Origin of the sequence: Streptomyces sp. R44, assembly GCF_041053105.1 — a bacterium.
Taxonomy (GTDB): domain Bacteria; phylum Actinomycetota; class Actinomycetes; order Streptomycetales; family Streptomycetaceae; genus Streptomyces.
In genome coordinates this window covers 3795959-3816413 of the sequence record NZ_CP163444.1, presented here as the reverse complement: position 1 = coordinate 3816413, position 20455 = coordinate 3795959, and the positions used below count along the sequence as shown (strand labels likewise).

23 protein-coding genes are annotated in these 20455 nt (G+C 71.0%); 11 read left to right on the top strand and 12 right to left on the bottom strand.

Features of this window, described 5'->3' with window-relative positions; all coding sequences use genetic code 11:
• Positions 1–40: 40 nt before the first annotated feature.
• Positions 41–784, bottom strand: a complete 744-nt coding sequence (locus AB5J54_RS17575; protein ID WP_369144856.1) for a DUF3558 domain-containing protein — start codon at positions 782–784, stop codon at positions 41–43.
• 79 nt (positions 785–863) lie between these two features.
• The gene (locus AB5J54_RS17570; protein ID WP_369144855.1) at positions 864–1757 is read right to left on the bottom strand and encodes a DUF3558 domain-containing protein; all 894 of its coding nucleotides are present in this window, start codon (positions 1755–1757) and stop codon (positions 864–866) included.
• Between the two features lie 174 nt (positions 1758–1931).
• Here AB5J54_RS17570 and AB5J54_RS17565 point away from each other — a divergent pair, with 174 nt between their 5' ends.
• Entirely contained in the window at positions 1932–3125 is a 1194-nt protein-coding gene (locus AB5J54_RS17565) for an RtcB family protein (protein WP_369149375.1), read from the top strand.
• Positions 3126–3177: 52 nt separating this feature from the next.
• Here AB5J54_RS17565 and AB5J54_RS17560 read toward each other — a convergent pair whose 3' ends face one another.
• From AB5J54_RS17560 to AB5J54_RS17550, 3 genes are all read right to left on the bottom strand, one after another.
• Positions 3178–4062: an LAGLIDADG family homing endonuclease gene (locus AB5J54_RS17560; protein WP_369144854.1), complete on the bottom strand. Its 885-nt coding sequence runs from the start codon at positions 4060–4062 to the stop codon at positions 3178–3180.
• 142 nt (positions 4063–4204) lie between these two features.
• On the bottom strand, positions 4205–4969 hold the full coding sequence (locus AB5J54_RS17555; protein ID WP_369144853.1) for an SDR family NAD(P)-dependent oxidoreductase: 765 nt from the start codon (positions 4967–4969) through the stop codon (positions 4205–4207).
• 64 nt (positions 4970–5033) lie between these two features.
• Positions 5034–5369, bottom strand: a complete 336-nt coding sequence (locus AB5J54_RS17550; RefSeq protein WP_369144852.1) for a YnfA family protein — start codon at positions 5367–5369, stop codon at positions 5034–5036.
• 96 nt (positions 5370–5465) lie between these two features.
• On the opposite strand from AB5J54_RS17550, the gene AB5J54_RS17545 reads away from it, so the two are divergent.
• Positions 5466–5927 carry a hypothetical protein gene (locus AB5J54_RS17545; protein WP_369144851.1) on the top strand — a complete coding sequence of 154 codons (462 nt, stop codon included), beginning with the start codon at positions 5466–5468 and terminating at the stop codon, positions 5925–5927.
• A 14-nt stretch (positions 5928–5941) separates the two neighbouring features.
• Here AB5J54_RS17545 and AB5J54_RS17540 read toward each other — a convergent pair whose 3' ends face one another.
• On the bottom strand, positions 5942–7363 hold the full coding sequence (locus tag AB5J54_RS17540) for an FAD-dependent oxidoreductase (protein WP_369144850.1): 1422 nt from the start codon (positions 7361–7363) through the stop codon (positions 5942–5944).
• A gap of 128 nt (positions 7364–7491) precedes the next feature.
• Here AB5J54_RS17540 and AB5J54_RS17535 point away from each other — a divergent pair, with 128 nt between their 5' ends.
• Both AB5J54_RS17535 and AB5J54_RS17530 read left to right on the top strand, forming a co-directional pair.
• Positions 7492–8052 (top strand): TetR family transcriptional regulator, encoded by a 561-nt coding sequence (locus AB5J54_RS17535; RefSeq protein WP_369144849.1) that lies wholly within the window; start codon positions 7492–7494, stop codon positions 8050–8052.
• 53 nt (positions 8053–8105) lie between these two features.
• The gene (locus AB5J54_RS17530) at positions 8106–8591 is read left to right on the top strand and encodes a MarR family winged helix-turn-helix transcriptional regulator (protein WP_369144848.1); all 486 of its coding nucleotides are present in this window, start codon (positions 8106–8108) and stop codon (positions 8589–8591) included.
• 38 nt (positions 8592–8629) lie between these two features.
• Here the strand turns inward: AB5J54_RS17530 and AB5J54_RS17525 are convergent, their stop codons facing one another.
• Both AB5J54_RS17525 and AB5J54_RS17520 read right to left on the bottom strand, forming a co-directional pair.
• Positions 8630–9370 (bottom strand): Mut7-C RNAse domain-containing protein, encoded by a 741-nt coding sequence (locus AB5J54_RS17525; protein ID WP_369144847.1) that lies wholly within the window; start codon positions 9368–9370, stop codon positions 8630–8632.
• A 106-nt stretch (positions 9371–9476) separates the two neighbouring features.
• Positions 9477–10331 carry an NAD(P)H-binding protein gene (locus AB5J54_RS17520; protein WP_369144846.1) on the bottom strand — a complete coding sequence of 285 codons (855 nt, stop codon included), beginning with the start codon at positions 10329–10331 and terminating at the stop codon, positions 9477–9479.
• Between the two features lie 116 nt (positions 10332–10447).
• On the opposite strand from AB5J54_RS17520, the gene AB5J54_RS17515 reads away from it, so the two are divergent.
• Positions 10448–10894, top strand: coding sequence for an N-acetyltransferase family protein (locus AB5J54_RS17515; protein WP_369144845.1), 447 nt, complete (start codon positions 10448–10450; stop codon positions 10892–10894).
• Here AB5J54_RS17515 and AB5J54_RS17510 read toward each other — a convergent pair.
• Both AB5J54_RS17510 and AB5J54_RS17505 read right to left on the bottom strand, forming a co-directional pair.
• Positions 10891–11406, bottom strand: coding sequence for a GNAT family N-acetyltransferase (locus AB5J54_RS17510; protein ID WP_369144844.1), 516 nt, complete (start codon positions 11404–11406; stop codon positions 10891–10893). The genes AB5J54_RS17515 and AB5J54_RS17510 overlap by 4 nt on opposite strands.
• A 43-nt stretch (positions 11407–11449) precedes the next feature.
• Positions 11450–11698, bottom strand: coding sequence for a hypothetical protein (locus AB5J54_RS17505; protein ID WP_369144843.1), 249 nt, complete (start codon positions 11696–11698; stop codon positions 11450–11452).
• 255 nt (positions 11699–11953) lie between these two features.
• On the opposite strand from AB5J54_RS17505, the gene AB5J54_RS17500 reads away from it, so the two are divergent.
• Positions 11954–12784, top strand: a complete 831-nt coding sequence (locus tag AB5J54_RS17500) for an ABC transporter substrate-binding protein (RefSeq protein WP_369144842.1) — start codon at positions 11954–11956, stop codon at positions 12782–12784.
• Positions 12785–12800: 16 nt separating this feature from the next.
• Here AB5J54_RS17500 and AB5J54_RS17495 read toward each other — a convergent pair whose 3' ends face one another.
• Entirely contained in the window at positions 12801–13211 is a 411-nt protein-coding gene (locus AB5J54_RS17495; protein ID WP_369149374.1) for a MerR family transcriptional regulator, read from the bottom strand.
• A 106-nt stretch (positions 13212–13317) separates the two neighbouring features.
• Between AB5J54_RS17495 and AB5J54_RS17490 the strand changes: the two genes are divergently transcribed.
• A complete protein-coding gene (locus tag AB5J54_RS17490; RefSeq protein WP_369144841.1) occupies positions 13318–15267 on the top strand; it encodes an APC family permease in 1950 nt (649 codons plus the stop codon).
• Positions 15268–15274: 7 nt separating this feature from the next.
• Here AB5J54_RS17490 and AB5J54_RS17485 read toward each other — a convergent pair whose 3' ends face one another.
• Positions 15275–15877: a hypothetical protein gene (locus AB5J54_RS17485; protein ID WP_369144840.1), complete on the bottom strand. Its 603-nt coding sequence runs from the start codon at positions 15875–15877 to the stop codon at positions 15275–15277.
• A 231-nt stretch (positions 15878–16108) separates the two neighbouring features.
• On the opposite strand from AB5J54_RS17485, the gene hemL reads away from it, so the two are divergent.
• The 4 genes from hemL to AB5J54_RS17465 all read left to right on the top strand — a co-directional run bounded on the left by hemL (position 16109) and on the right by AB5J54_RS17465 (position 20451).
• Complete coding sequence (gene hemL, locus AB5J54_RS17480) at positions 16109–17455, top strand: glutamate-1-semialdehyde 2,1-aminomutase (protein WP_369149373.1); 1347 nt, start codon at positions 16109–16111, stop codon at positions 17453–17455.
• Entirely contained in the window at positions 17452–18144 is a 693-nt protein-coding gene (locus AB5J54_RS17475) for a histidine phosphatase family protein (protein ID WP_369144839.1), read from the top strand. The genes hemL and AB5J54_RS17475 overlap by 4 nt, the downstream gene beginning before the upstream one ends.
• A 331-nt stretch (positions 18145–18475) precedes the next feature.
• Positions 18476–19756: a hypothetical protein gene (locus tag AB5J54_RS17470; protein ID WP_369149372.1), complete on the top strand. Its 1281-nt coding sequence runs from the start codon at positions 18476–18478 to the stop codon at positions 19754–19756.
• A 77-nt stretch (positions 19757–19833) separates the two neighbouring features.
• Positions 19834–20451 (top strand): TlpA family protein disulfide reductase, encoded by a 618-nt coding sequence (locus AB5J54_RS17465; protein WP_369144838.1) that lies wholly within the window; start codon positions 19834–19836, stop codon positions 20449–20451.
• Positions 20452–20455: the final 4 nt, after the last annotated feature.

Genomic DNA, 20455 nt, shown 5'->3' with positions numbered 1-20455 from the left:
CGGGCTCCGCACGAACACATCCGTCTGTGACGTTTTGTGACTACTTGTTGGCCGCCGCGACCGCCGCGACCGCCTCCTTGGCCGCGCTCAGGGCACCCTCCGCGATCGTCCGGTCCGACGGCTTCGCCGCGCCCGCGTAACCCGCGCCGTTGTACGACAGCAGAACCAGCACATTGCCCGTACGCGCCACGATCGACGCGTACACGAAGTCCGCGTCCGTCTTCCGCAGCTGGTACGTCACCGTCTTCGCCTCGTCACCGACGCCCGACGCCTCGAACGTACGGAGGTTCTTCGCGCCCTCGGTCCCCTGGACCTTCGCGAGCTCCTTCGCGAAGTTCTCCTGCGCACGCTCCTGACCGCTGCCCAGCGCCGCGTCGGAGTCGTACCGGTAGAACGACACATCCAGCCAGCGGTACTGCGAACCCTTCACGCCCTTGTCGTCCAGACCGTTCCACGAGCAGCCACCACGGCTGGTCAGGTCACTGGACGGAGCCGGCGTGCCGTTCTTCGTCTTCGCCTTCGGCACGAGCGCCGCCGTCGTCTTCGCGGAGATCGCCTTGCAGACCTCGGGCAGCTTCGCGAACCTCGCCGGCTCCACCGTCTTCGTCGACTGCGACGCCGAAGGCGCCGCGGACGCCGACGCCGACGTCTTGTCCTGCCCCCCGCCCTCCTTCTTGCCGGAGTCGCCGGAGTCCGAGGAGCACCCCGCGGCGACGAGCATCACCGGGACGGCGGCGCAGGCGAGTATGCGGGAGAGTCGCGTTCGCTGAGCTGATCGCTGCATGGTTCCTTCAGTCGCTTGTCGTACGGTCCGGCCGACACGTTACGTGCTCACCCTCCGCTCACGGAGCGGATGCGAACGGCTACTCCTCAAGCCGCTCCGCGAGCTGCCGGGCCAGATTCCGGGCCTTTTCCTGCAGTTCCGCGCTGTCCGGGGCCTCGGTCGAACCCGTGGTCTGCTCCCGGTAGGAGACCGTCACGATCACGTTCGATGTGCGGAACACCACGCTCACGGCACGCTGATGACTGCTCGCACCGACCGTGCTCAGCACGTCGTCGACGTACGCGACGTCCCCGAGACCTTCGAGGACGCGGGGCTCCAGACCGGTCGTCTCCGGGTCGGGGGAGCCGGTGGGCGGCGTGCCCGCCGGGGTGGTGGCCGCGGTGGGCTTGCCCGTGGCGGAGGGGGCTCCCGGCGTCCCCGCGGGCGCTCCTGTCGGGGTTCCCGTGGGTGTTCCCGTGGGGGTTTCCGTCGGGGTGGGCGCGGCCGTGGGCGGCACCGGGATGCCCGCCGCGAGCTGCTTGCGGACGTACACCTCCTGCGCCCGGTTGTCGTCGCTGACGGCCGCGTCGTACGAGACCACCCGCTCGATGTCCAGGGTGAGCCGGTGCGAGACGTCCGGGGTGTCCGCCTTCCACGAGCAGCCGACGCGCCGGTCCGTGTCGTACGTGACGGCCGCGACGCCCCGGTACGCCTTCTCGCGCTCCCCGTCGGGCAGCGCGGCGGCGCCCGGCAGCAGATCCTTGAGCGTGGCCTGCGGGACGGCGCCGCAGGGCTCGAAGAGGGTGCGGTAGCGGCCGGGGGGTGCGACGGGGGCGGCGGCGGGGCCGGCCTTGGCGTCGACGGCGATGTCGTCGGCGGGGGCGCCGGCCGAGCAGGCGGTCAGGCCGGCGCCCAGACCGAGGCCGAGTGCGAGGGCGACGGCGGTGCGCGCCGTGGACCCGGTGCGGCCGGGTGCGTACCTCTTTCGCTGCACGGTCCCAGGCTCCCTTCACCCGAAGTCGTTCCCGAAAACTGTTTGCCGCGCGAACCCGGCCGGTGGACACAATGTCTATCGCACACGCAGCTGTTGATGCCGGTCCGCTGTCACCTGTACGGGCTTTGGCTCCAGTTTTTGCGTTATCAGACTTTTCGGGGGAATCGAGGAAGTATGTCGTATGTAGAGGTACCGGGCGCGAAAGTACCGATCAGGATGTGGGCCGACCCTGCCTCGGTGGAGGGCGGCGCCATGCAGCAGCTGCAGAACGTGGCGACGCTGCCGTGGATCAAGGGCCTGGCCGTGATGCCGGACGTGCATTACGGCAAGGGCGCGACGGTCGGTTCGGTGATCGCGATGCGGGGTGCGGTGTGTCCGGCGGCGGTCGGTGTGGACATCGGCTGTGGGATGTCGGCGGTCAAGACGTCCCTGACGGCCAACGACCTGCCGGGCGACCTGTCCCGCCTCCGCTCGAAGATCGAGCAGGCGATCCCGGTGGGCCGGGGCCTGCACCGCGAGGCGGTGGACCCGAAGCGGCTGTACCAGTTCCCGACGGCGGGGTGGGAGGACTTCTGGTCGCGGTTCGACGACGTCGCCGAAGCGGTCAAGTTCCGTCGCGAACGTGCAAGTCAGCAGATGGGAACGCTCGGAAGTGGCAATCACATGATCGAAGTCTGTCTCGATGAGTCAGGTTCGGTCTGGCTGATGCTGCACTCCGGGTCCCGGAACATCGGCAAGGAGCTCGCCGAGCACCACATCGGTGTGGCTCAGAAGCTGCCCCACAATCAAGGGCTGGTCGACCGCGACCTGGCGGTGTTCGTCTCGGACACTCCGCAGATGGCGGACTACCGGAACGATCTGTACTGGGCGCAGGAGTACGCGAAGTACAACCGCGCGATCATGATGGCGCTCCTGAAGGAAGTGATCCGCAGGGAGTTCCGGAAGGCGAAGGTGACCTTCGAGACCGAGATCTCCTGCCATCACAACTACGTGGCGGAGGAGCAGTACGAGGGTATGGACCTCCTGGTCACCCGCAAGGGCGCGATCCGTGCCGGCCGTGGCGACTTCGGGATCATCCCCGGCTCGATGGGCACCAGCTCGTACATCGTGAAGGGGCTCGGCAACGAGAAGGCCTTCAATTCCGCCTCGCACGGCGCGGGGCGCAGGATGAGCCGGAGCGCGGCGAAGCGGCGCTTCACGGTGCGGGACCTGGAGGAGCAGACACGGGGCGTGGAGTGCCGTAAGGACTCGGGCGTCGTGGACGAGATCCCGGGCGCGTACAAGCCGATCGAGCAGGTGATGGAGCAGCAGAGGGACCTGGTCGAGGTGGTCGCCAAGCTGAAGCAGTTCATCTGTGTGAAGGGCTGAGAGCGGCATGACGGTGGGCCCTGGCGTGTGCGCCAGGGCCCACCGTCTGCGGTCAGGGGAGCTCGGGCGCCTGAGGCGGCATGGGGACACGTCCCGTCTTCAGCCGCCACAGACGCAGCGAGCAGCTCTGCTCGGTCCGGCCCAGCTCTTCGGCGGCCGATGCAGCATTGCCGTGAGCGAGGAGGATGCGGTCCTCTCGGGCGTTCCACCGGCGTCCTGGTGGCCTGACACGCATCGCCGCAGGGCGCACCCAGGACGACAGCGACGCGGCGGCGTCCAATTTTCGCTGCAAGGCGAGGCAGCCGGGGTAGTAGAGGTGTTCTGCCAGCGTGATGGCCGCTTCCTTCAGGTACACGATGTTGTAGACCCCGTCCCGTGCGTTCCGGCTGATTCGCCGTTCTGTGCCGGTGACCTTCTTCGCGTAGTGGCAGAGGTAGGCACCGACTGCCGTGCTGGACGTGGTCAGTGAGATGAACGGGAGGCCCTGTCCCGTGTACCCGACTGAGCCGTCCGCGTCGATCACGCCCCGCAGGTAGTCGCGGCGGGAGAACTCGAAACGGGGCGGCTTGATCTTCGTCGACTTCTTGCCGTAGGGAAGCCCGAGCTCGTTGAGTAGCGTGCGTGCTTCCAGTGCGCACAGAGACCAGGTCGCCGAGTGGTGTTCCACGGAGAAGTTCGTGGCCCTGACGCGTTCGGTGATGCTGCTGTTGTACGGGGTGAGTCGCTGGAACTCGCGGAGGATGGAGATGTCCCGGATGTTGATCTCGACGGCCAGTCGTCCCCGGTCCCGTGTGCCTTGGCTGAGGTGGCCGTCGGCCTGGAGGAAGCCGTACATGTAGGCGTACTCGGGGTCCTTGAGGTCCATGAAGGACGGCGCGGTGGGTGTCAGTGCGCTGATGTCGAACAGTGCGGGCGCGCTAGGGTCCTGTTCAGCCATGGGAAGTCGTCTCTTCCTGCTGGTGAGGCCCTCGGCTGGGACTGCAATCCCTGCCGGGGGCCGTTCTGTATGGAGTTGTTTTCGACGTTAGGGCGCGTCTTCGGGTGGCGTGTGGGTGATCGAGGGGATTCACCCTGACGTGTCAGAGTTCGCGGTGGACCTTCGTGTTGGAGGCCTGGGCTCGGGGGCGGACGACCAGGAGGTCGATGTTGACGTGCGGGGGGCGGGTGCAGGCCCAGGTGATGGTGTCGGCGACGTCGTCGGCGGTGAGGGGTTCGGCGACGCCGGCGTAGACCTTGGCCGCCTTGTCCGTGTCGCCGCGGAAGCGCGTGGTGGCGAACTCGTCGGTCTTGACCATGCCGGGGGCGATCTCGATGACGCGGACCGGGGTGCCGACGATCTCCAGGCGGAGGGTTTCGGCGAGGACGCGGGCGCCGTTCTTGGCGGCGACGTAGCCGGCGCCGCCCTCGTAGGTGGAGTGGCCGGCGGTGGAGGAGAGGACGACCACCGTGCCGTCGCCGCTCGCGGTGAGGGCCGGGAGCAGGGCCTGGGTCATGTGGAGGGTGCCGAGGACGTTGACCTCGTACATCTGGCGCCAGTCCTCGGGGTCGCCGGTGGCGACGGGGTCGGCGCCGAGGGCGCCGCCGGCGTTGTTGACGAGGACGGCGAGGGTGCGGAAGGCCGTGGCGAAGTCGTCGACGGCGGCGCGGTCGGTGACGTCGAGGGCGTAGGCGGTGGCCTGGTGGCCGGCTTCGTTGATCTCGGCGGCGAGGGCCTCGATGCGGTCCTTGCGGCGGGCGGTGAGGACCACTCGGTAGCCGGCGGCGGCCAGCTGCCGGGCGGTGGCGGCGCCGATTCCGCTGCTCGCTCCGGTGATGACGGCGATGGGGGTGCCGGCGGCAGTCATGACGTGCTCCTCGCGCGTGTGGTCGATTGCGGGTGGATCGCCCGGTCAGGATAGGCGGGGCGCGTCAGCGCCCTCGCGGGGCGTACATGATCACGGCCATGCCGGTGAGGCAGACGAGGGCGCCGATGACGTCCCAGCGGTCGGGGCGGTAGCCGTCGGCGGCCATGCCCCAGGCGAGGGAGCCGGCGACGAAGACTCCGCCGTAGGCGGCGAGGACGCGGCCGAATTCGGCGTCGGGCTGGAGGGTGGCGACGAAGCCGTAGATGCCGAGGGCGATGATTCCCGCGCCGATCCAGATCCAGCCCCGGTGTTCCCGGACGCCTTGCCAGACGAGCCAGGCGCCGCCGATCTCGAAGAGGGCGGCGAGGGCGAACAGGGCGGTGGAGCGGGCGATCAGCATGGGGGCAGCGTGCCATGGGACACGCGGGCTGATGGGTTGTCAGGGGATGTTATCGACTGTCGGTATTTTGGGGTTATGTGTGGATTGCGGAAGGGTGTGTTCGGGGTCGTTCTCGCGGCCGTGGTGGTGATGGGGGCCGGTGTGCCCGCCGGTGCTGCGGGGCGGGTCGCCCGGGGGGAGGCGGATCTGTCCCATCACGGTCAGATCTCCCTCTGGGACGGGCGGGTCGGTGTCTGGCTGGTCAGCGAGAACCACGGGCCCTCCGATGTCTCCCAGGCGACGGTCCGGCTCGCCTTCTCCGCGCCGATGGCCGGCGGGCAGGAGCTGCCGCCGGCCTGTCTGTGGAGCAGTGACCGGGTGGTGTCCTGCCGGACGGGCGCGCTGCGGGCCGCGGGGGGCTCCGGTGAGCTGGCGCTCGACCTGCGGACCGCGGCCCTGCCGGACGAGATGACGGTCGAGATCGCCACGGTCTGGCGGGACGGGGTCGCCGACCGCAATCCGCGGAACGACCGGCATCGCGTGCTGGTGCTCGCCACCGGGGATCCCTACGTCTTCTGAGGCGTGCGGGTGGGTCAGACGCTGGTCCAGTGGACGTAGGCGTCCGGGCGGATCAGGACGGCTGCCCGCTTCGTCGGGTCCGTCCAGGTGGCTCGTACCAGGTGCTTCGGGGTGACGGGGGCGGTCGTCGGCAGTGTCGGGCTCGCTCCCTCAGGGGCGATCAGGACGAACTCGCCCTGGCGGAGCAGTTCGTAGAGTCGTCCTTCGCGCAGCTGGACGTCCGGGGCGCGGCGGCCGGAGGGGCGCCCGGCGCCCGGTGCGGGGGCGTAGGAGATGCCGATGCCGCTGAGCATGCCCATGGCGCGGGCGGAGGCGGGCCGGACCGCGTTCAGGAAGCGGGCGGCGAGGGAGCGGGCGGCGCGGGTGAGCGGGGTGTGGGCCATCGCGAGGCGGACGATGGCGCCGCTGCTGCGGAGCACCATGGCGCCGACGGGGTGGCGCTCGGCCTGGTAGCTGTCGAGGAGGGCCTCGGGGTCGGGTGCCTCGCCGCGGAGTGCGGCGGTGAGCTTCCAGGAGAGGTTGGCGGCGTCCTGGAGGCCGGTGTTCATGCCCTGGCCGCCGGCGGGGGAGTGGACGTGGGCGGCGTCTCCGGCGAGGAAGGCGCGGCCGACGCGGTAGGCGGGGGCCTGGCGCTCGTCGCTGTGGAAGCGGGAGATCCAGCGGGGGTCGTGCATGCCGTGGTCGGTGCCGAGGGCTTTGCGGGCGATCTCGCGGATCTCGTCGAGGTCGACGGGTTCGGTGTCGGCGACCTGGCGGGTGCGGGTCCAGCCCATGACGCGGTACCAGCCGTCGCCGAAGGGGGCGAGGAAGGCGAAGCTGTCTCCGGAGCCGCGGACGCTGAACGCGTCGGCGGGCGGCTCGGTGAGGCGGACGTCGGCGAGGACGATGGAGCGGATCACGGAGTGGCCGGGGAACGGCAGGCCGAGGGCGGTGCGGACCGCGCTGCGGTGGCCGTCCGTGCCGACCAGGTACTGGGTGCGGACGGTGAGGGGGGTGCCGTCGGGGTCGGTGAGCTCCGCGGTGACGCCGGTGGCGTCCTGGCGCAGTCCGCGCAGTTCCGTCCCGTACCGGAAGGTGACGCCCGCGGCGACGGCCCGGCGCTCCAGGAGGCGCTCGACCTCGTACTGCGGGGTGACGAGGAGGTGGTTGAAGCGGCTGGGCAGGCGGCTCAGGTCCAGGTCGAGGCGGCCGAAGAGCCGGGCCGTGGTGAGGGTGGTGCCGGTGGTGAGGAGTTCGTCCGCGAGGCCGCGGGCGTCGAGCTGCTCCAGGGTGCGGGCGTGGACGCCGAAGGCCCGGGTCATGTTGCCGAGGCCGTGGGGGCGGCGCTCGACGAGGGTGACGTCGATGCCGGCGGCGGCGAGGTCGCCGGCGAGCAGGAGGCCGGTGGGGCCCGCGCCGATGACGAGTACGTCGGTGTCCGTGGTGCTGGTGCTCATGGCTGCCTCCGGGGTGCCCGCGATCGTTTGCCCACAGGTGTTGGTCAACGCTTGTTGGTCAACGCTTGTTGGTAAAGGTAGGCCGGTCCGCATGGCGTGTCAACGCTTGTTGGCCTACAGTTGTTGATATGACGACCGTCCGCCGCTCCGACGCCACCCGGGCCGCCATCCTGGAGGCCGCCCGCGAGCGCTTCGCCTCCGACGGGTACGAGCGCGCCACCATCCGGGCCATCGCCCGCGACGCCGGGATCGACCCGTCGATGGTGATGCGCTACTACGGCAACAAGGAGGGGCTCTTCGCCGCCGCCTCCGAGGTCGAGATCGGCCTGCCCGATCTGGCCGCCCTGCCCGCGCGGCACATCGGGGCCGTCCTGGTCACGCACTTCCTGGAGCGCTGGGAGCGCGACGAGATCCTCACCGCGATGCTGCGGGTCGGCGTCACCAACGAGGCCGGGGCCGCGCGCATGCAGGAGATCTTCGCCCAGCAGGTCGGGCCGATCGCCCGGGGTGTCTGCCCCGACCCGGCGGACGCCCCGCGCCGCGCGGCGCTCGTCGCCTCCCAGATCCTCGGCATGGCCTTCGCCCGCTATGTGCTGCGCCTGCCGCCGGCCGTCGAGATGTCCACCGAGGACGTCGTCGCCTGGCTGGGCCCCACCGTGCAGCGCTATCTGACCGCCGAGACGCCCTGAGCCGTCCGGGACCGGGGCGTGACCGGACGGTGCCTGAACCGTACAATCTCTGCATGACGCAGAAGAGTTCCGTCCGGCGCGAGGCGCTCATGACCGAGCTGTACGGGGAGGCCCGCCGCTACATGGCCGCCTACGCCCTGTTCAACCAGGCCGTCGCCGACCACCTCGGGCTCCACCCGACCGATGTGCAGTGCCTGAACCTCCTCAGCCTGGAGGAGGGGCCGGTCACCACCGGGCGGGTCGCCGAGCTGACCGGGCTCACCACCGGCTCCGCGACCCGGCTCGTCGACCGGCTCGAACGCTCCGGTTACGTGACCCGCGAGCGCTCCACCGAGGACCGGCGCCGGGTGCTCGTCTCGCTCGTCCCCGAGCGGATGGCCGAGCTCGGCACGCTCTGGCGGAAGCTCAACAGCACCTGGGGCACGATGTTCGGCGTGTACAGCGACGCCGAGCTCGCCCTGCTCATCGCCCACATGCGGCGCACCGTCGAGGTCAGCGCCGCGCAGATCGAGCGGCTGCGGGGCGGCGACCTGGACTGACCTGGTGCCGGGGCCGGGCGGGCTGGGCCGGTGGTCCCTCAGCGGGCCGCCGGCTCGCCGAACTCCCGTACCGCGTCCGAGACGATCGCCTCCAGGCGGGCGTGGTGGGCGCCGCGCCAGTAGACCCTGCCGCATTCCACGCACTGCGCGAACACGTCGTACGTCTTCTCCGTGCCCTGCTCCAGCTGCTCGCGCACCGTGTCCTTGTCGGCGTCGCTCAGCTCCCCGTTGCACGCCGTGCAGCGCGTCCACGGCGCGAGCGGCGGCGCGAACCGCTCCAGTACGTCGCGGAGCTGGTCCTCCGGGCGGTCGCTGTAGACGTAGGCCCCCGCCCACAGCTCCCGGCGGCGCAGCAGGCCCCGGTCCCGCGACAGCATCACGCGCCGCTCGCTCGCGGAGAGTGCGGCGAGGGCCGGGTCGCCGATGTCCTCGCTCTCGTACGCCGCGTCCACACCGAGCAGGCGCAGTCGCCGGGCCAGGGTGCCGAGGTGCACGTCGAGCAGGAACCGGAGCGGTGCGCCGGGCCGTGCCGGCTGCGGGCGGACGACGTCCTCCACCTCGACGGTCTCGCCCGCGGCGGGGACGTGCGAGGTGTCCACGGGGCGACCGTCGACCAGGAGCCGGCCGGTCTCCGTGAGCGGCACTCCCAGTGACTCCACGACGTGGCCGAGCGAGGACGTGCCGTCGGTGGTCAGGGGGGTCCGGCCCGCGCGGCGCTCCGCCGGGACGAAGAGGTGCAGGGCGGGGGCGAAGCTGATCTGGATCTCCGGTCCGTTCACGGGGACCAGGATGTCATCGGGGGGTCGGGGGTCGCCAGGGAATTCGGTCCCCCCGTCGTGCTCGTGTGCGTGCCCGCACCGCCGGCTCGGTGCAGGTGGTGCGGGTTCAGGCGGGGCGGAACTCCTCCGCGTGGTCCTCCGCCCAGGTGGTGAACGTGCGGGCGGGGTGGCCCGTGAGGTCCTCGATCGTGTTCGTCAGGGGGGTCGGGCGGCCGTCGTGGGACGACCAGTAGGAGAGGAGGGCGTCCGCGAACCGCTCCGGGATGAAGGGCGCCACCGACTTCTTCCACTCCTTCGGGGTCACCGTCGTGTACCGCGCCGGGCGGCCCGTCACCTCCGCCAGGATCGCCAGCTGCTCCGTGAAGTCCAGTGACTCCGGGCCCGTCAGCAGGTACGACGAGCCGCGCAGGCGGGGCTCGGTGAGGGCAGCGAAGGCGGCCTCGGCGACATCGCGCTCGTGGATCGGGTCGCTGTGGGCGTGCGGGTACGGCAGCGCCGGGACGTGGCCCTCCTTCAATGCCCCCGCCCACTGCAGGGCGTTGGTCGCGAAGGCGCCCGGCTGGAGGTGTGTGGCCTCGAAGGCGCCCGATGCCGCGGCGGCCGACAGGGCGCGCTCGGCCGCGAGGTGGGACGCCGCGATCGGGTTCTCGGCGGCGTCCGGCGCGAGGACGGAGCTGGAGGAGAGCAGGGCGATGTGCTCGACGCCGGCCGCGCGGGCCCGGTCGGCGAACGTGCCGAGGTGCGCGGCCTCGGCGTACAGGAAGACCGAGTCGACGCCCTTCAGCGCGGTGTCGAAGGTCGCCGGGTCGCCGAGGTCGCAGTGCACGGTGTCCACGCCCGGTGGTGGGGACAGGTCCGCGGGGTTCTTGGAGCCGGCCCTGGCCTCGACGCCCGCGGCGTCCAGCAGGCCGAGCAGGGTCGAAGCGACGCGGCCGCGGCTGCCGGTGACGAGAACGGTCATGAGGAGTCCCTCCCATGGATAGTTGCTGCGTTGCGCATCGACTGCGCTGTGCAGATAAATATCCGTGACTCCCCGCTGCCCGTCAACCCTGAAAAAACCTGGGGTACCGTCCCCGCATGAAGATCATCGACCTCGCGCCCGGCGACCCCCGCCTCGAGAGCGAGCTCCTGCCGGTTCTCTCCGAGCTCCGCCCCCACCTCACCCCGGAGCTCTTCCGCGAGGTCTACGAGGCCGGGCACCCCGAAGGGCTGCGGTTCAGTGCCGCCTACACGGACGACGGCCGCTGCGTCGGCGCGGCCGGGTGGCGGATCATCAACAACACCAGCTCCCTGCGCAAGCTCTACGTCGACGACCTGGTGACCGCCGCCGCCGAACGGTCCACCGGCGTCGGGCACGCGCTCATCGCCCACCTGGACGGCCACGCCCGCGCGGCCGGCTGCCACGAGCTCAATCTGGACTCCGGCACCCACCGCACCGGCGCCCACCGCTTCTACCTGCGCGAGCGCTTCGACATCGTGGCCTTCCACTTCACCCGGCCGCTCCCCGGCCCGGACGCCTCCTAGAGGTCGTAGCGCCAGTCGTTGCAGCGCATCGGGCGCCCCGGCGGGTACTCGAAGTCCCGCTCGCCCAGCAGCTCGAAACCGACCTTGCGGCACACCGCGTTCGACGCGGCGTTGTCCGCCGACGGGAAGGCGTGCAGCCGGCGGTGCAGCCCCGCGGCCCGGGCCTCGGCGATCACCGCGCGCGTGGCGGACGTCGCCACGCCGCGGCCCTGGAAGCCCGGCAGCACCGCCCACCCCGTCTCGTACACCGGCTCGCCGTCCCAGGTCTGCGCCCAGAAGCCGATGCTGCCCACGACGGCCTCCTCCGGCAGCAGCACGATCCGGAACATGCGCCCCGCGCCCGTGTCGTCGGCGCTCAGGTCCACGTACCGCCGGTGCCGCCGCACGAGCTGCTCCTCGGTCTCCGGGCCGCCGAGGTGCCCCGTCAGCTCCGGTGCGTTCAGGGCGCGCAGCAGACCCGCGTCCCCCTCGGACCAGCGGTCGAGCCGTACCCGTGATGTGTCGTCGGTCATGTCCGTACCGTACGCGGGGGCACTGACAGTGCCCCGGACGCCGTCAGCGCAGGCGGCCCGGCCGGCCCGGGGAGAGCCGGGAGACGACCTGGTCGAAGGCGTGCTCCTCCGCCGGCGTCAGCTCCACCGACTCCTGCGGGTGCCAGACCCGCTCCAGCGGAGTGCCCGCCCGCTCGTGGCGGGCGGCGGCCCGGGCGCGCAGGCTCAGCGCCAGCCACGCCACCGTCGAGACGGCGAGCAGGCCGAAGAGAGTGATCACACGGGGGTCCGAGAACTGGCCGGGCAAGGACATGGCTCACTCCACGGGCGTGAGGGCCGCCCGTACCCGGCGCGCCCCGGCAGGTGGCGCGCGCGTGCACGACGGCACTGGCGATTCCTGCTGCTTCCTCCCGACCCGTTCAGTTAACACCACCCTGGGGGTCTTTCGGCAGGGGGATCCGGGACCGAAGTCCCGGACCGCGCCGCCTCGGAGGCCCTCTTGTGCGGGCCCCGGAACCCCTCCAAGGTGACGGGCGAGGGAGATTCCGGCCGGGGAGGGAGCAGCCGCATGTCCGGAGCACAGGCATGGGGATTCACGGACGACAGGGGCACGGAGCTGGGGGCGGCCCGCGTGCCGCTGCGGGTGGTCGCGTACGCGCGGGCCGGTGCGGCGCTGCTCGACCTGGGGGTGACGCCCGTCGCGGTGTACGGCTCCGGGCACGACGGCGAGGGGCTCGATCCGGCCAAGGCGGGCGGGCTCGCGGAGGCCGGGGTGCCGTACGTCGGGCCGGGGCGCGCGCTGGACGAGGGGCCGCTGCGGGAGCTGCGCCCCGACGTGATCGTCGACGTGACCTACGACGGCAAGAGCCCGTACGCGCTCGACGAGGCCCTCGCCGAGCGGCTCGGGGTTCCGCTCGTCGCGCTGTCCGTGGGCAACGAGCTCGCCCTGCCGGCCATCCTGGGGCGTTTCGCGGCGCTGGCCGCCACGCTCGGGGCGGAGCCCGTGGAGGACCGGAAGGCCGAGCTCGCCGCCGCCGAGGCAGCCCTCCGGGGCGTCGCCGCCCGGTCCGGGCTCGACGTCCTCGCGCTCTCCGGGGCCGGGCCCGAGCAGGTGCACCTGGCCCGTCCGCAGGCCTGGCCCGAGCTGGCACACCTCGCCGGTCTCGGCGTCCGGCTGCTCGACCCCGGCCCCGGGCCCGGCGCCAACTGGCTCAGCGGTGACTGGGCCCGGGCCGCCGAGCTCCGCCCCGGTCTGGTCCTCTTCGACGAGCGGGAGCACGCGACGCCGCCGTACGAGCTCCCCGCCGGGGTCCGTCTGACGCCCTGGAGCCCGGAGACCCCGCCCAGCCCCGCCGCCTACGCCCGGTTCTTCCGCGTTCTCGCGGAGGCGCTGACCTGAGCCGTGAGGTGCCGGGCTAAGCCGCGCCGAGGCTGGTGCGGAGCGAGTCCGCGAACTCCTCCGCGCGGGCGAGCTGGGCCCGCAGTGCGGCGACCCGTTCCGCCGCCGCCGTCTCGTAGCGGCGGACACGGGCCACCAGTGCCGCCCGCTCGTCCGGTTCGAGCTCGGTGGCCGTGCCCGGGCGGTCGTCGGCCAGCCGGTCCACGGCCGTGAGGAGTTCGCGGGTCTCGTCGAGGGTGAAACCGAGCGGCTTCATCCGCCGGACCACCATCAGCCGGGACACGTCCGCGTCCGTGTAGAGGGGGAAGCCGCCCGGCGAGGCCGCGGACGGTACGACCAGGCCGCTGTCCTCGTACTGCCTGATGGTCCGCAGCGACAGCTCGGTCCGTGCGGCGACCTCGCCGATCTGCATCGGCCGGCCGGTCATGCGTACTCCGCTCACGCGTCAGGTCCTTCCTCGTCGGGGACGTACGGGCAACCCACAGGGCGCGGCTTCCGCGCATTACATACCATTCGTCCTAACTTCAGCACTTATGAGAGCTGGAAGTGCGGCGAAACGCCTGCTGGTAGGTCGTCCGTTGGACAGCGGACTGCTCGGGGAGACCCTGCTGCCCAAGCGGGTCGCCCTCCCGGTCTTCTGCAGCGACCCGCTCTCCTCGGTCGCCTACGCCACCGAGGAGATCCTCCTCGTCCTGGCGCTCGGCGGCCTCGCCGTGCTCCATCTGGCCTGGTACGCGGCGGTCGGCATCGTCGTCCTGCTCCTGGTCGTCGTCGCCTCGTACCGGCAGACCTGCTACGCCTACCCGGGCGGCGGCGGGGCCTATGTGGTCTCCGCCGAGAACCTCGGGCAGCGGGCGGCGCTCACCGCCGCCTCCGCGCTGCTCATCGACTACGTGATGACCGTCGCCGTCTCCGTCGTCTCCGGGGTCGCGGCCATCACCTCCGCCGCCCCCTCGCTCGACGGGCACGCCGTGGCCATGTCGGTGTTCTTCGTCGCGCTCCTCGCCTGGATGAACCTGCGCGGGGTCCGCGAGTCGGGGCGCTGGTTCGCCGTCCCCACCTACGCCTTCATCGCCGTCATCTACCTGATGTTCGCCGTGGCGGCCGTACGCATGGCGACGGGCGCGACGATCCGCGCCGAGTCCGCGGCCCTGCCCGTGGACAAGGTCTCCACCTACTCGGGGATCGCGCTCGTGCTGCTCGCCCTGCGGGCCTTCGCCTCCGGCTGCACCGCGCTGACCGGCGTCGAGGCCGTCAGCAACGGCGTACCGGCGTTCGCCAAGCCGAAGAGCCGCAACGCCGCCATGACGCTGGCGATCATGGGCGCGCTCTCCGCGACCATGTTCTTCGGGATCACGGTGCTCGCCATGGTCTACGAGGTCCACGTCGCGGAGGACCCCACCGAGCTCGGTCTGCCTCCCGGCACCCCGATGTCCACCGCGCTGGCGCAGATCGGCCGGGCCACCTTCGGCGACTGGCACGTCCTCTTCTACGCGCTCCAGGCCGTCACCGCGGGCGTCCTGGTCCTGGCGGCCAACACCGCCTTCAACGGCTTCCCGATGCTCGCCTCGGTCCTCGGCCGGGACCGCTACGCGCCCCGGCAGCTCGTCCACCGCGGCGACCGGCTCGTCTACTCCAACGGCATCGTCCTCCTCGCGCTCGCCGCGATCGCCCTGATCGTGGCCTTCGACGCGCAGCTGACCCGCCTCATCCAGCTGTACATCATCGGCGTCTTCGTCTCCTTCACCCTTTCCCAGGCCGGCATGGTCAAGCACTGGAGGCGAGAACTCGCCACCCCCGCCGGGGCCGCCGACCGTCACAACATCCGGCGCCGGCTCGCGATCAACGCCTTCGGAGCCTGTCTGACGGCGGTCGTCCTCGTCATCGTCCTCATCACCAAGTTCACCCACGGCGCCTGGCTGGTCGTCATCGCGATGCCCGTCCTCTACGCCGGGATGAAGGGGGTGCGGCGGCACTACGACACCGTCGCCGCCGAGGTCGCCGTCGCCCCCGGCGACCGGCCGCACACCCTCGCCGAGAACCACGTCCTCGTCCTGGTGGCCTCCGTCAACGCGCCGAGCCTGCGGGCGCTGTCGTACGCGAAGACCCTGCGCCCCGACTCGCTCACCGCCGTCACCGTCGCCGAGGACCCGGCGGAGGTGGAGGTGCTCCGCGCGACCTGGGAGGCGCACGGCATCGACGTACCGCTGAGGGTGCTCAGCTCCCCGTACCGCTCGATCGTCCAGCCCGTCCTGCGGCACATCCGCGACGCGCCCGAGCGCACGGCGGACTCGGTGATCTCGGTGGTCATCCCCGAGTACGTGGTGGGGCGCTGGTGGGAGCAGCCGCTGCACAACCAGAGCGCGCTGCGTCTCAAGACCCGTCTGCTGTTCATGAAGAACGTCGTGGTCATCGACGTCCCCTACCGGCTCGCCTCCGCCCGCGAGCTGGCCGCCGAGCGCGCGGAGGCGTCCTCCCGCTAGGGGGCTGTCACGGCCAGACCAGACAGTACGGCTGGTGTCCCGCCTCGTGGAGGCGGACCGAGAAGTCCTGCCACTCGTGGAGGAGCTGGTAGACGTCGAAGGCGTCGCGCGGGCCGCCGCGGTCCGGGACGGTCGACCAGATGAAGGCGGCCGCGCCGACCGACTCCTCGCCGATCCCGCGCAGCGGGTCGACCACGGTCATCGGCAGCTTCACCACCGCGTAGTCGGGGTGCAGCACCACCAGCTCGAGCGGCGGCACCTTGTGCAGGGGCATGCCCTGGATGCCGGTCAGGACCATGGCCGCTATCGTCTCGGGCTTGATCTTGGTGAACATGCCGCCCATGCCGAGCTCGTCCCCGCCGAGCTCCTCGGGGCGCATCGAGATCGGGACCTGCGCCGCCGTGGCGCTGTTGGGCGCGCCGAAGTACTTGTACGTCACCCCCAAGCTCCGGCCCCCGGTCGCAGGGGGCGGCTCCGCAGCGGGCTCCGGCTTCGGCCGGCCCTCCGCCGAGGTGGGTTCCTCCGCACGCCGGCGCCGGTGCCTCCCCCGCCGGGCAGACTCCGGACCCAGGTCGCCCGTCCCCTCGCCCGGTCCGCCACCGCGATGCATATCTCCACCCGACTGCTTTTTCTCGGCAACACGACCCCGCCGCGCAACCCGATCATCGTGTCAGTGACCTCCCCCGCGTTCGTACGGTGAAACACCTGTCCGCAAGAACGCCGTGGCCTCTGACACCATGGATTCCGTGAGCCATCCCTATGACGCCCCAGTTTCGCAGACGCGGAGGGCGAGCGCCCCGGCGTAATACAGAGGATGCTCACCACCGTCCCTCCGTTCCCGATGTCGTGCCCGAAGTCGTTCTCGCAGGTCAGGATCACAGTGCCGTATTCATACGAAGCCCCAGTCTCACAGACGCTTTTCGACCGCGCTTCCCTCGTGACGCCCGGCGGCGTGAACTCACCGGTGCGTGCCTTCCGGGCCGTGGGCGGAACGCCCCGGTTCATGGTGTCCGGTTCCGGTCCGTACCTCACCGACGCGGACGGTCGTGAGTACGTCGACCTGGTCTGCTCGTGGGGACCGATGATCCTCGGCCACGCGCACCCCGAGGTCACCGCCGCCGTGCAGGCCGCCGTGGCCCGTGGCACCTCCTTCGGCACGCCCGGCGAGGGCGAGGTCGCGCTCGGCGAGGAGATCGTCGCGCGGATCGAGCCGGTCGAGCAGGTGCGCCTGGTCTCCTCGGGCACCGAGGCGACCATGTCCGCGATCCGGCTCGCCCGCGGCTTCACCGGGCGCGCGAAGGTCGTCAAGTTCGCGGGCTGCTACCACGGGCACGTGGACGCGCTGCTCGCCGCGGCCGGTTCCGGTCTGGCGACCTTCGGTCTCCCGGACACGCCCGGTGTGACCGGCGCTCAGGCCGGCGACACGATCGTGCTGCCGTACAACGACCTGGACGCGGTGCGGGCCGCGTTCGCCGCGCACCCGGGCGAGATCGCCTGTGTGATCACCGAGGCCTCGCCGGGCAACATGGGCGTCGTGCCGCCGGTGGCGGGCTTCAACCAGGGGCTCGCGGACCTGTGCCGGGAGAACGGCGCGCTGTACATCTCCGACGAGGTGATGACCGGTTTCCGTACGAGCCGGGCCGGCTGGTACGGCGTCGACGGCGTGAAGCCCGACCTGATGACCTTCGGCAAGGTCATGGGCGGCGGCTTCCCGGCGGCCGCGTTCGGTGGCCGCGCGGACGTCATGGGGCACCTGGCGCCGGCCGGTCCGGTCTACCAGGCGGGCACCCTCTCCGGTAACCCGGTCGCGACCGCCGCGGGCCTCGCGCAGCTGCGGCTGCTCGACGAGGCCGCGTACGACAAGGTGAACGCGGTCTCGAAGGAGATCCAGGGCCTGGTCACGGGCGCGCTGGCCAATGAGGGCGTGGCGCACCGGCTGCAGACCGCCTCCAACATGTTCTCGGTGTTCTTCACCGAGGACGAGGTGCGGAACTACGACGACGCGAAGAAGCAGGAGGCGTTCCGCTTCAACGCCTTCTTCCACTCGATGCTGGCCGACGGCGTGTACCTGCCGCCGTCCGCGTTCGAGTCCTGGTTCGTGTCGACCGCGCACGACGAGCGGGCGATCGAGCGCATCGCCGCCGCCCTGCCGGCCGCGGCCCGTGCCGCCGCGGAGGCCACGGCATGAGCGAGAACACCCGTGACCAGAAACTCACCGTCGTCCACCTGATGCGCCACGGCGAGGTCCACAACCCCGACGGCGTGCTGTACGGGCGTCGTGCCGGCTACCACCTCTCGGAGCTGGGCCGGCAGATGGCGGACCGGGTCGCCGAGCACCTGTCCGGCCGGGACATCACGCACGTCGTGGCCTCCCCGCTGGAGCGGGCGCAGGAGACGGCGGAGCCGATCGCCAAGGCGCACGGTCTGGATCTGGCCACGGACGGGCGGCTCATCGAGGCGGCGAACGTCTTCGAGGGCAAGACCTTCGGTGTCGGTGACGGCGCGCTGCGCAAGCCGGCGAACTGGAAGCACCTCACCAACCCGTTCCAGCCGTCCTGGGGCGAGCCGTACGTCGAGCAGGTCGTCCGCATGATGGGCGCCCTGGACGCGGCGAAGGACGCGGCCCGCGGGCACGAGGCGGTCTGTGTCAGCCACCAGCTGCCGATCTGGATCGTCCGCAGCTTCGTGGAGAAGCGGCGGCTCTGGCACGACCCGCGGCGCCGGCAGTGCACGCTGGCCTCGCTGACCTCGTTCACGTACCGCGGCGACAAGATCGTCTCGGTCGGGTACAGCGAGCCGGCCCGGGACCTGGTCCCGGCGCACCTGCTCGCGGGCGCGAAGCCGGTGAAGGGGAAGTCGAAGGCCTTCGGCGCGTAACCCTCACGCGCCGGCCGCTGGACAGACCCTCTCGCGCCGGCCACGGGGCAGACCCTCTCGCGCCGGCCACCGGGCAACCCTCACGCGGGCCACGGGACAAACCCTCACGCGCCGGCCACTCGACAAACCCTCACGCGCCGGCCACTGGACAGCGGTGGACCCGGGGTCCACAGTTCAGGGCGATCGGATGATGATGTTCACGTCATCCGGTCGCCCTAAAATTTTTGTGCGATTTCCCGGAACCTCCGTGTTCCTCCCGGCATCTCACTCATTGTCGGTTTGGATGACGTTTCGGTCATACGTCAGCGCGAATGGGGATGTCATGCGCGGGATCAGCGGGATCAGTCGAAGGGGGCTGCTCGGGGCAGGCGTTGGGGCCGCCGCGGCGATGGGGCTCGCCGCATGCAGTACCCCCGGTCAGGACAAGCCGGGACGTTCCGGGCCCGGCAAGGGGGGTGACGTCTCGGCGGACCCGGGCACGCCCACCCCCACCAAGGACGACGCCCGCCTCATCGGTGACGGTTCCACGGCCGACACCGGCAAGCAGCCGCACCAGCCCGACGCCCCCGTCCCGCTCGAACCCGGCCAGACCCCGCCCCAGTTCGTGATCTTCTCCTGGGACGGCGCCGGCGAGGTCGGCAACGGCCTCTTCCCGCGCTTCCTCGAACTCGCCAAGAACAACGACGCGGCGATGACCTTCTTCCTCTCCGGGATCTACCTCCTCCCCGAGTCCAAGAAGGACCTCTACCGCCCGCCGAACAACCGCGTCGGCGCCTCCGACATCGGCTACCTCACCGACGGGCACATCAAGGAGACCCTGAAGTACGTCCGGCAGGCCTGGCTCGACGGCCACGAGATCGGCACCCACTTCAACGGACACTTCTGCGGCGGCTCCGGCTCCGTCGGCAACTGGACCCCGGCCCAGTGGCAGAGCGAGATCGACCAGGCGACGAAGTTCGTCACCGAGTGGAAGACCAACAGCGGCTGGACCGACCTCGACCCGCTGCCCTTCGACTACTCCAAGGAGCTCGTCGGCGGCCGCACCCCCTGCCTCCTCGGCCAGGACAACCTGCTCCCCACCGCCAAGCGCCTCGGCTGGCGCTACGACGCCAGCTCGCCCGGCGGCCGCCAGATGTGGCCCACCAAGCGCCAGGGCGTCTGGGACCTGCCGCTCCAGGCCGTGCCCTTCCCCGGGCACTCCTTCGAGGTCCTGTCCATGGACTACAACATGCTCGCCAACCAGTCGAAGAACACGACCAAGGGCATGCCCTCGCGCTATCCCGGCTGGCGCAAGCAGGCGGCCGAGGCGTACCTTTCCGGCTTCACGCGCGCGTACGAGTCGAATCGCGCGCCTTTCTTCATCGGCAACCACTTCGAGCAGTGGAACGGCGGCATCTACATGGACGCCGTCGAAGAGGCGCTCAAGGGAATGGCCGGAAAGAAGGACGTACGGCTCGTCTCCTTCAAGCAGTTCGTGGACTGGCTCGACGTCCAGGACCCGAAGATCCTGGAGAAACTGCGCAGCCTGGAGGTGGGTCAGCAGCCCGCCGGCGGATGGAATGCCTTCCTCAGGCCCGATTCCCCCGCCACCTCTTCCACCCCGACCGCTTAGACGATCTTGACAAGGGGCTTTACGGGCACGTAGGGGGGCGCCCAAGATCCCCCAAACGCCCATGCGAAACTTTTCACATGAGCCTTAGCCGTGCCCCACGACGCACCCGGCGCACCCTGGTCGCCGTCGGAATGCTGTCCGCCGCCGCCCTCACGCTCTCGGCCTGCGGCGGCGACGACAACGGCAAGTCCGGCGGCGGTGGCCAGACCAACTTCGTGACCAACACGGGGGGCATCTCCACCGTCGCCAAGGGCGAGCGCACGGCCCCGAACGACATCGCCGGCGAAACCCTCGAAGGGAAGCGGCTCGACGTCGCCGACCTCAAGGGCAAGGTCGTCGTCCTCAACGTCTGGGGCTCCTGGTGCAGCCCCTGCCGCGCCGAGGCCAAGCACTTCGCGAAGGTCGCCAAGGACCTCAAGGGGCAGGACGTCGAGTTCGTCGGCCTCAACACCCGCGACCCCAACAAGCAGCCCGCGATCGCCTTCGAAGAGGACTACGGGATCCCCTACCCGAGCCTCTACGACCCGCAGGGCAAGCTCATCCTCTTCGGCTTCCCCAAGGGCACGCTGAACCCGCAGGCGATCCCCTCCACCGTCGTCCTCGACAAGGAGGGCAAGATCGCCGCCCGCTCCCTCATGGCGCTCGACGAGAAGAAGCTCCGGTCGATGATCGAGCCTCTCCTCAAGGAGAAGTGAGCCC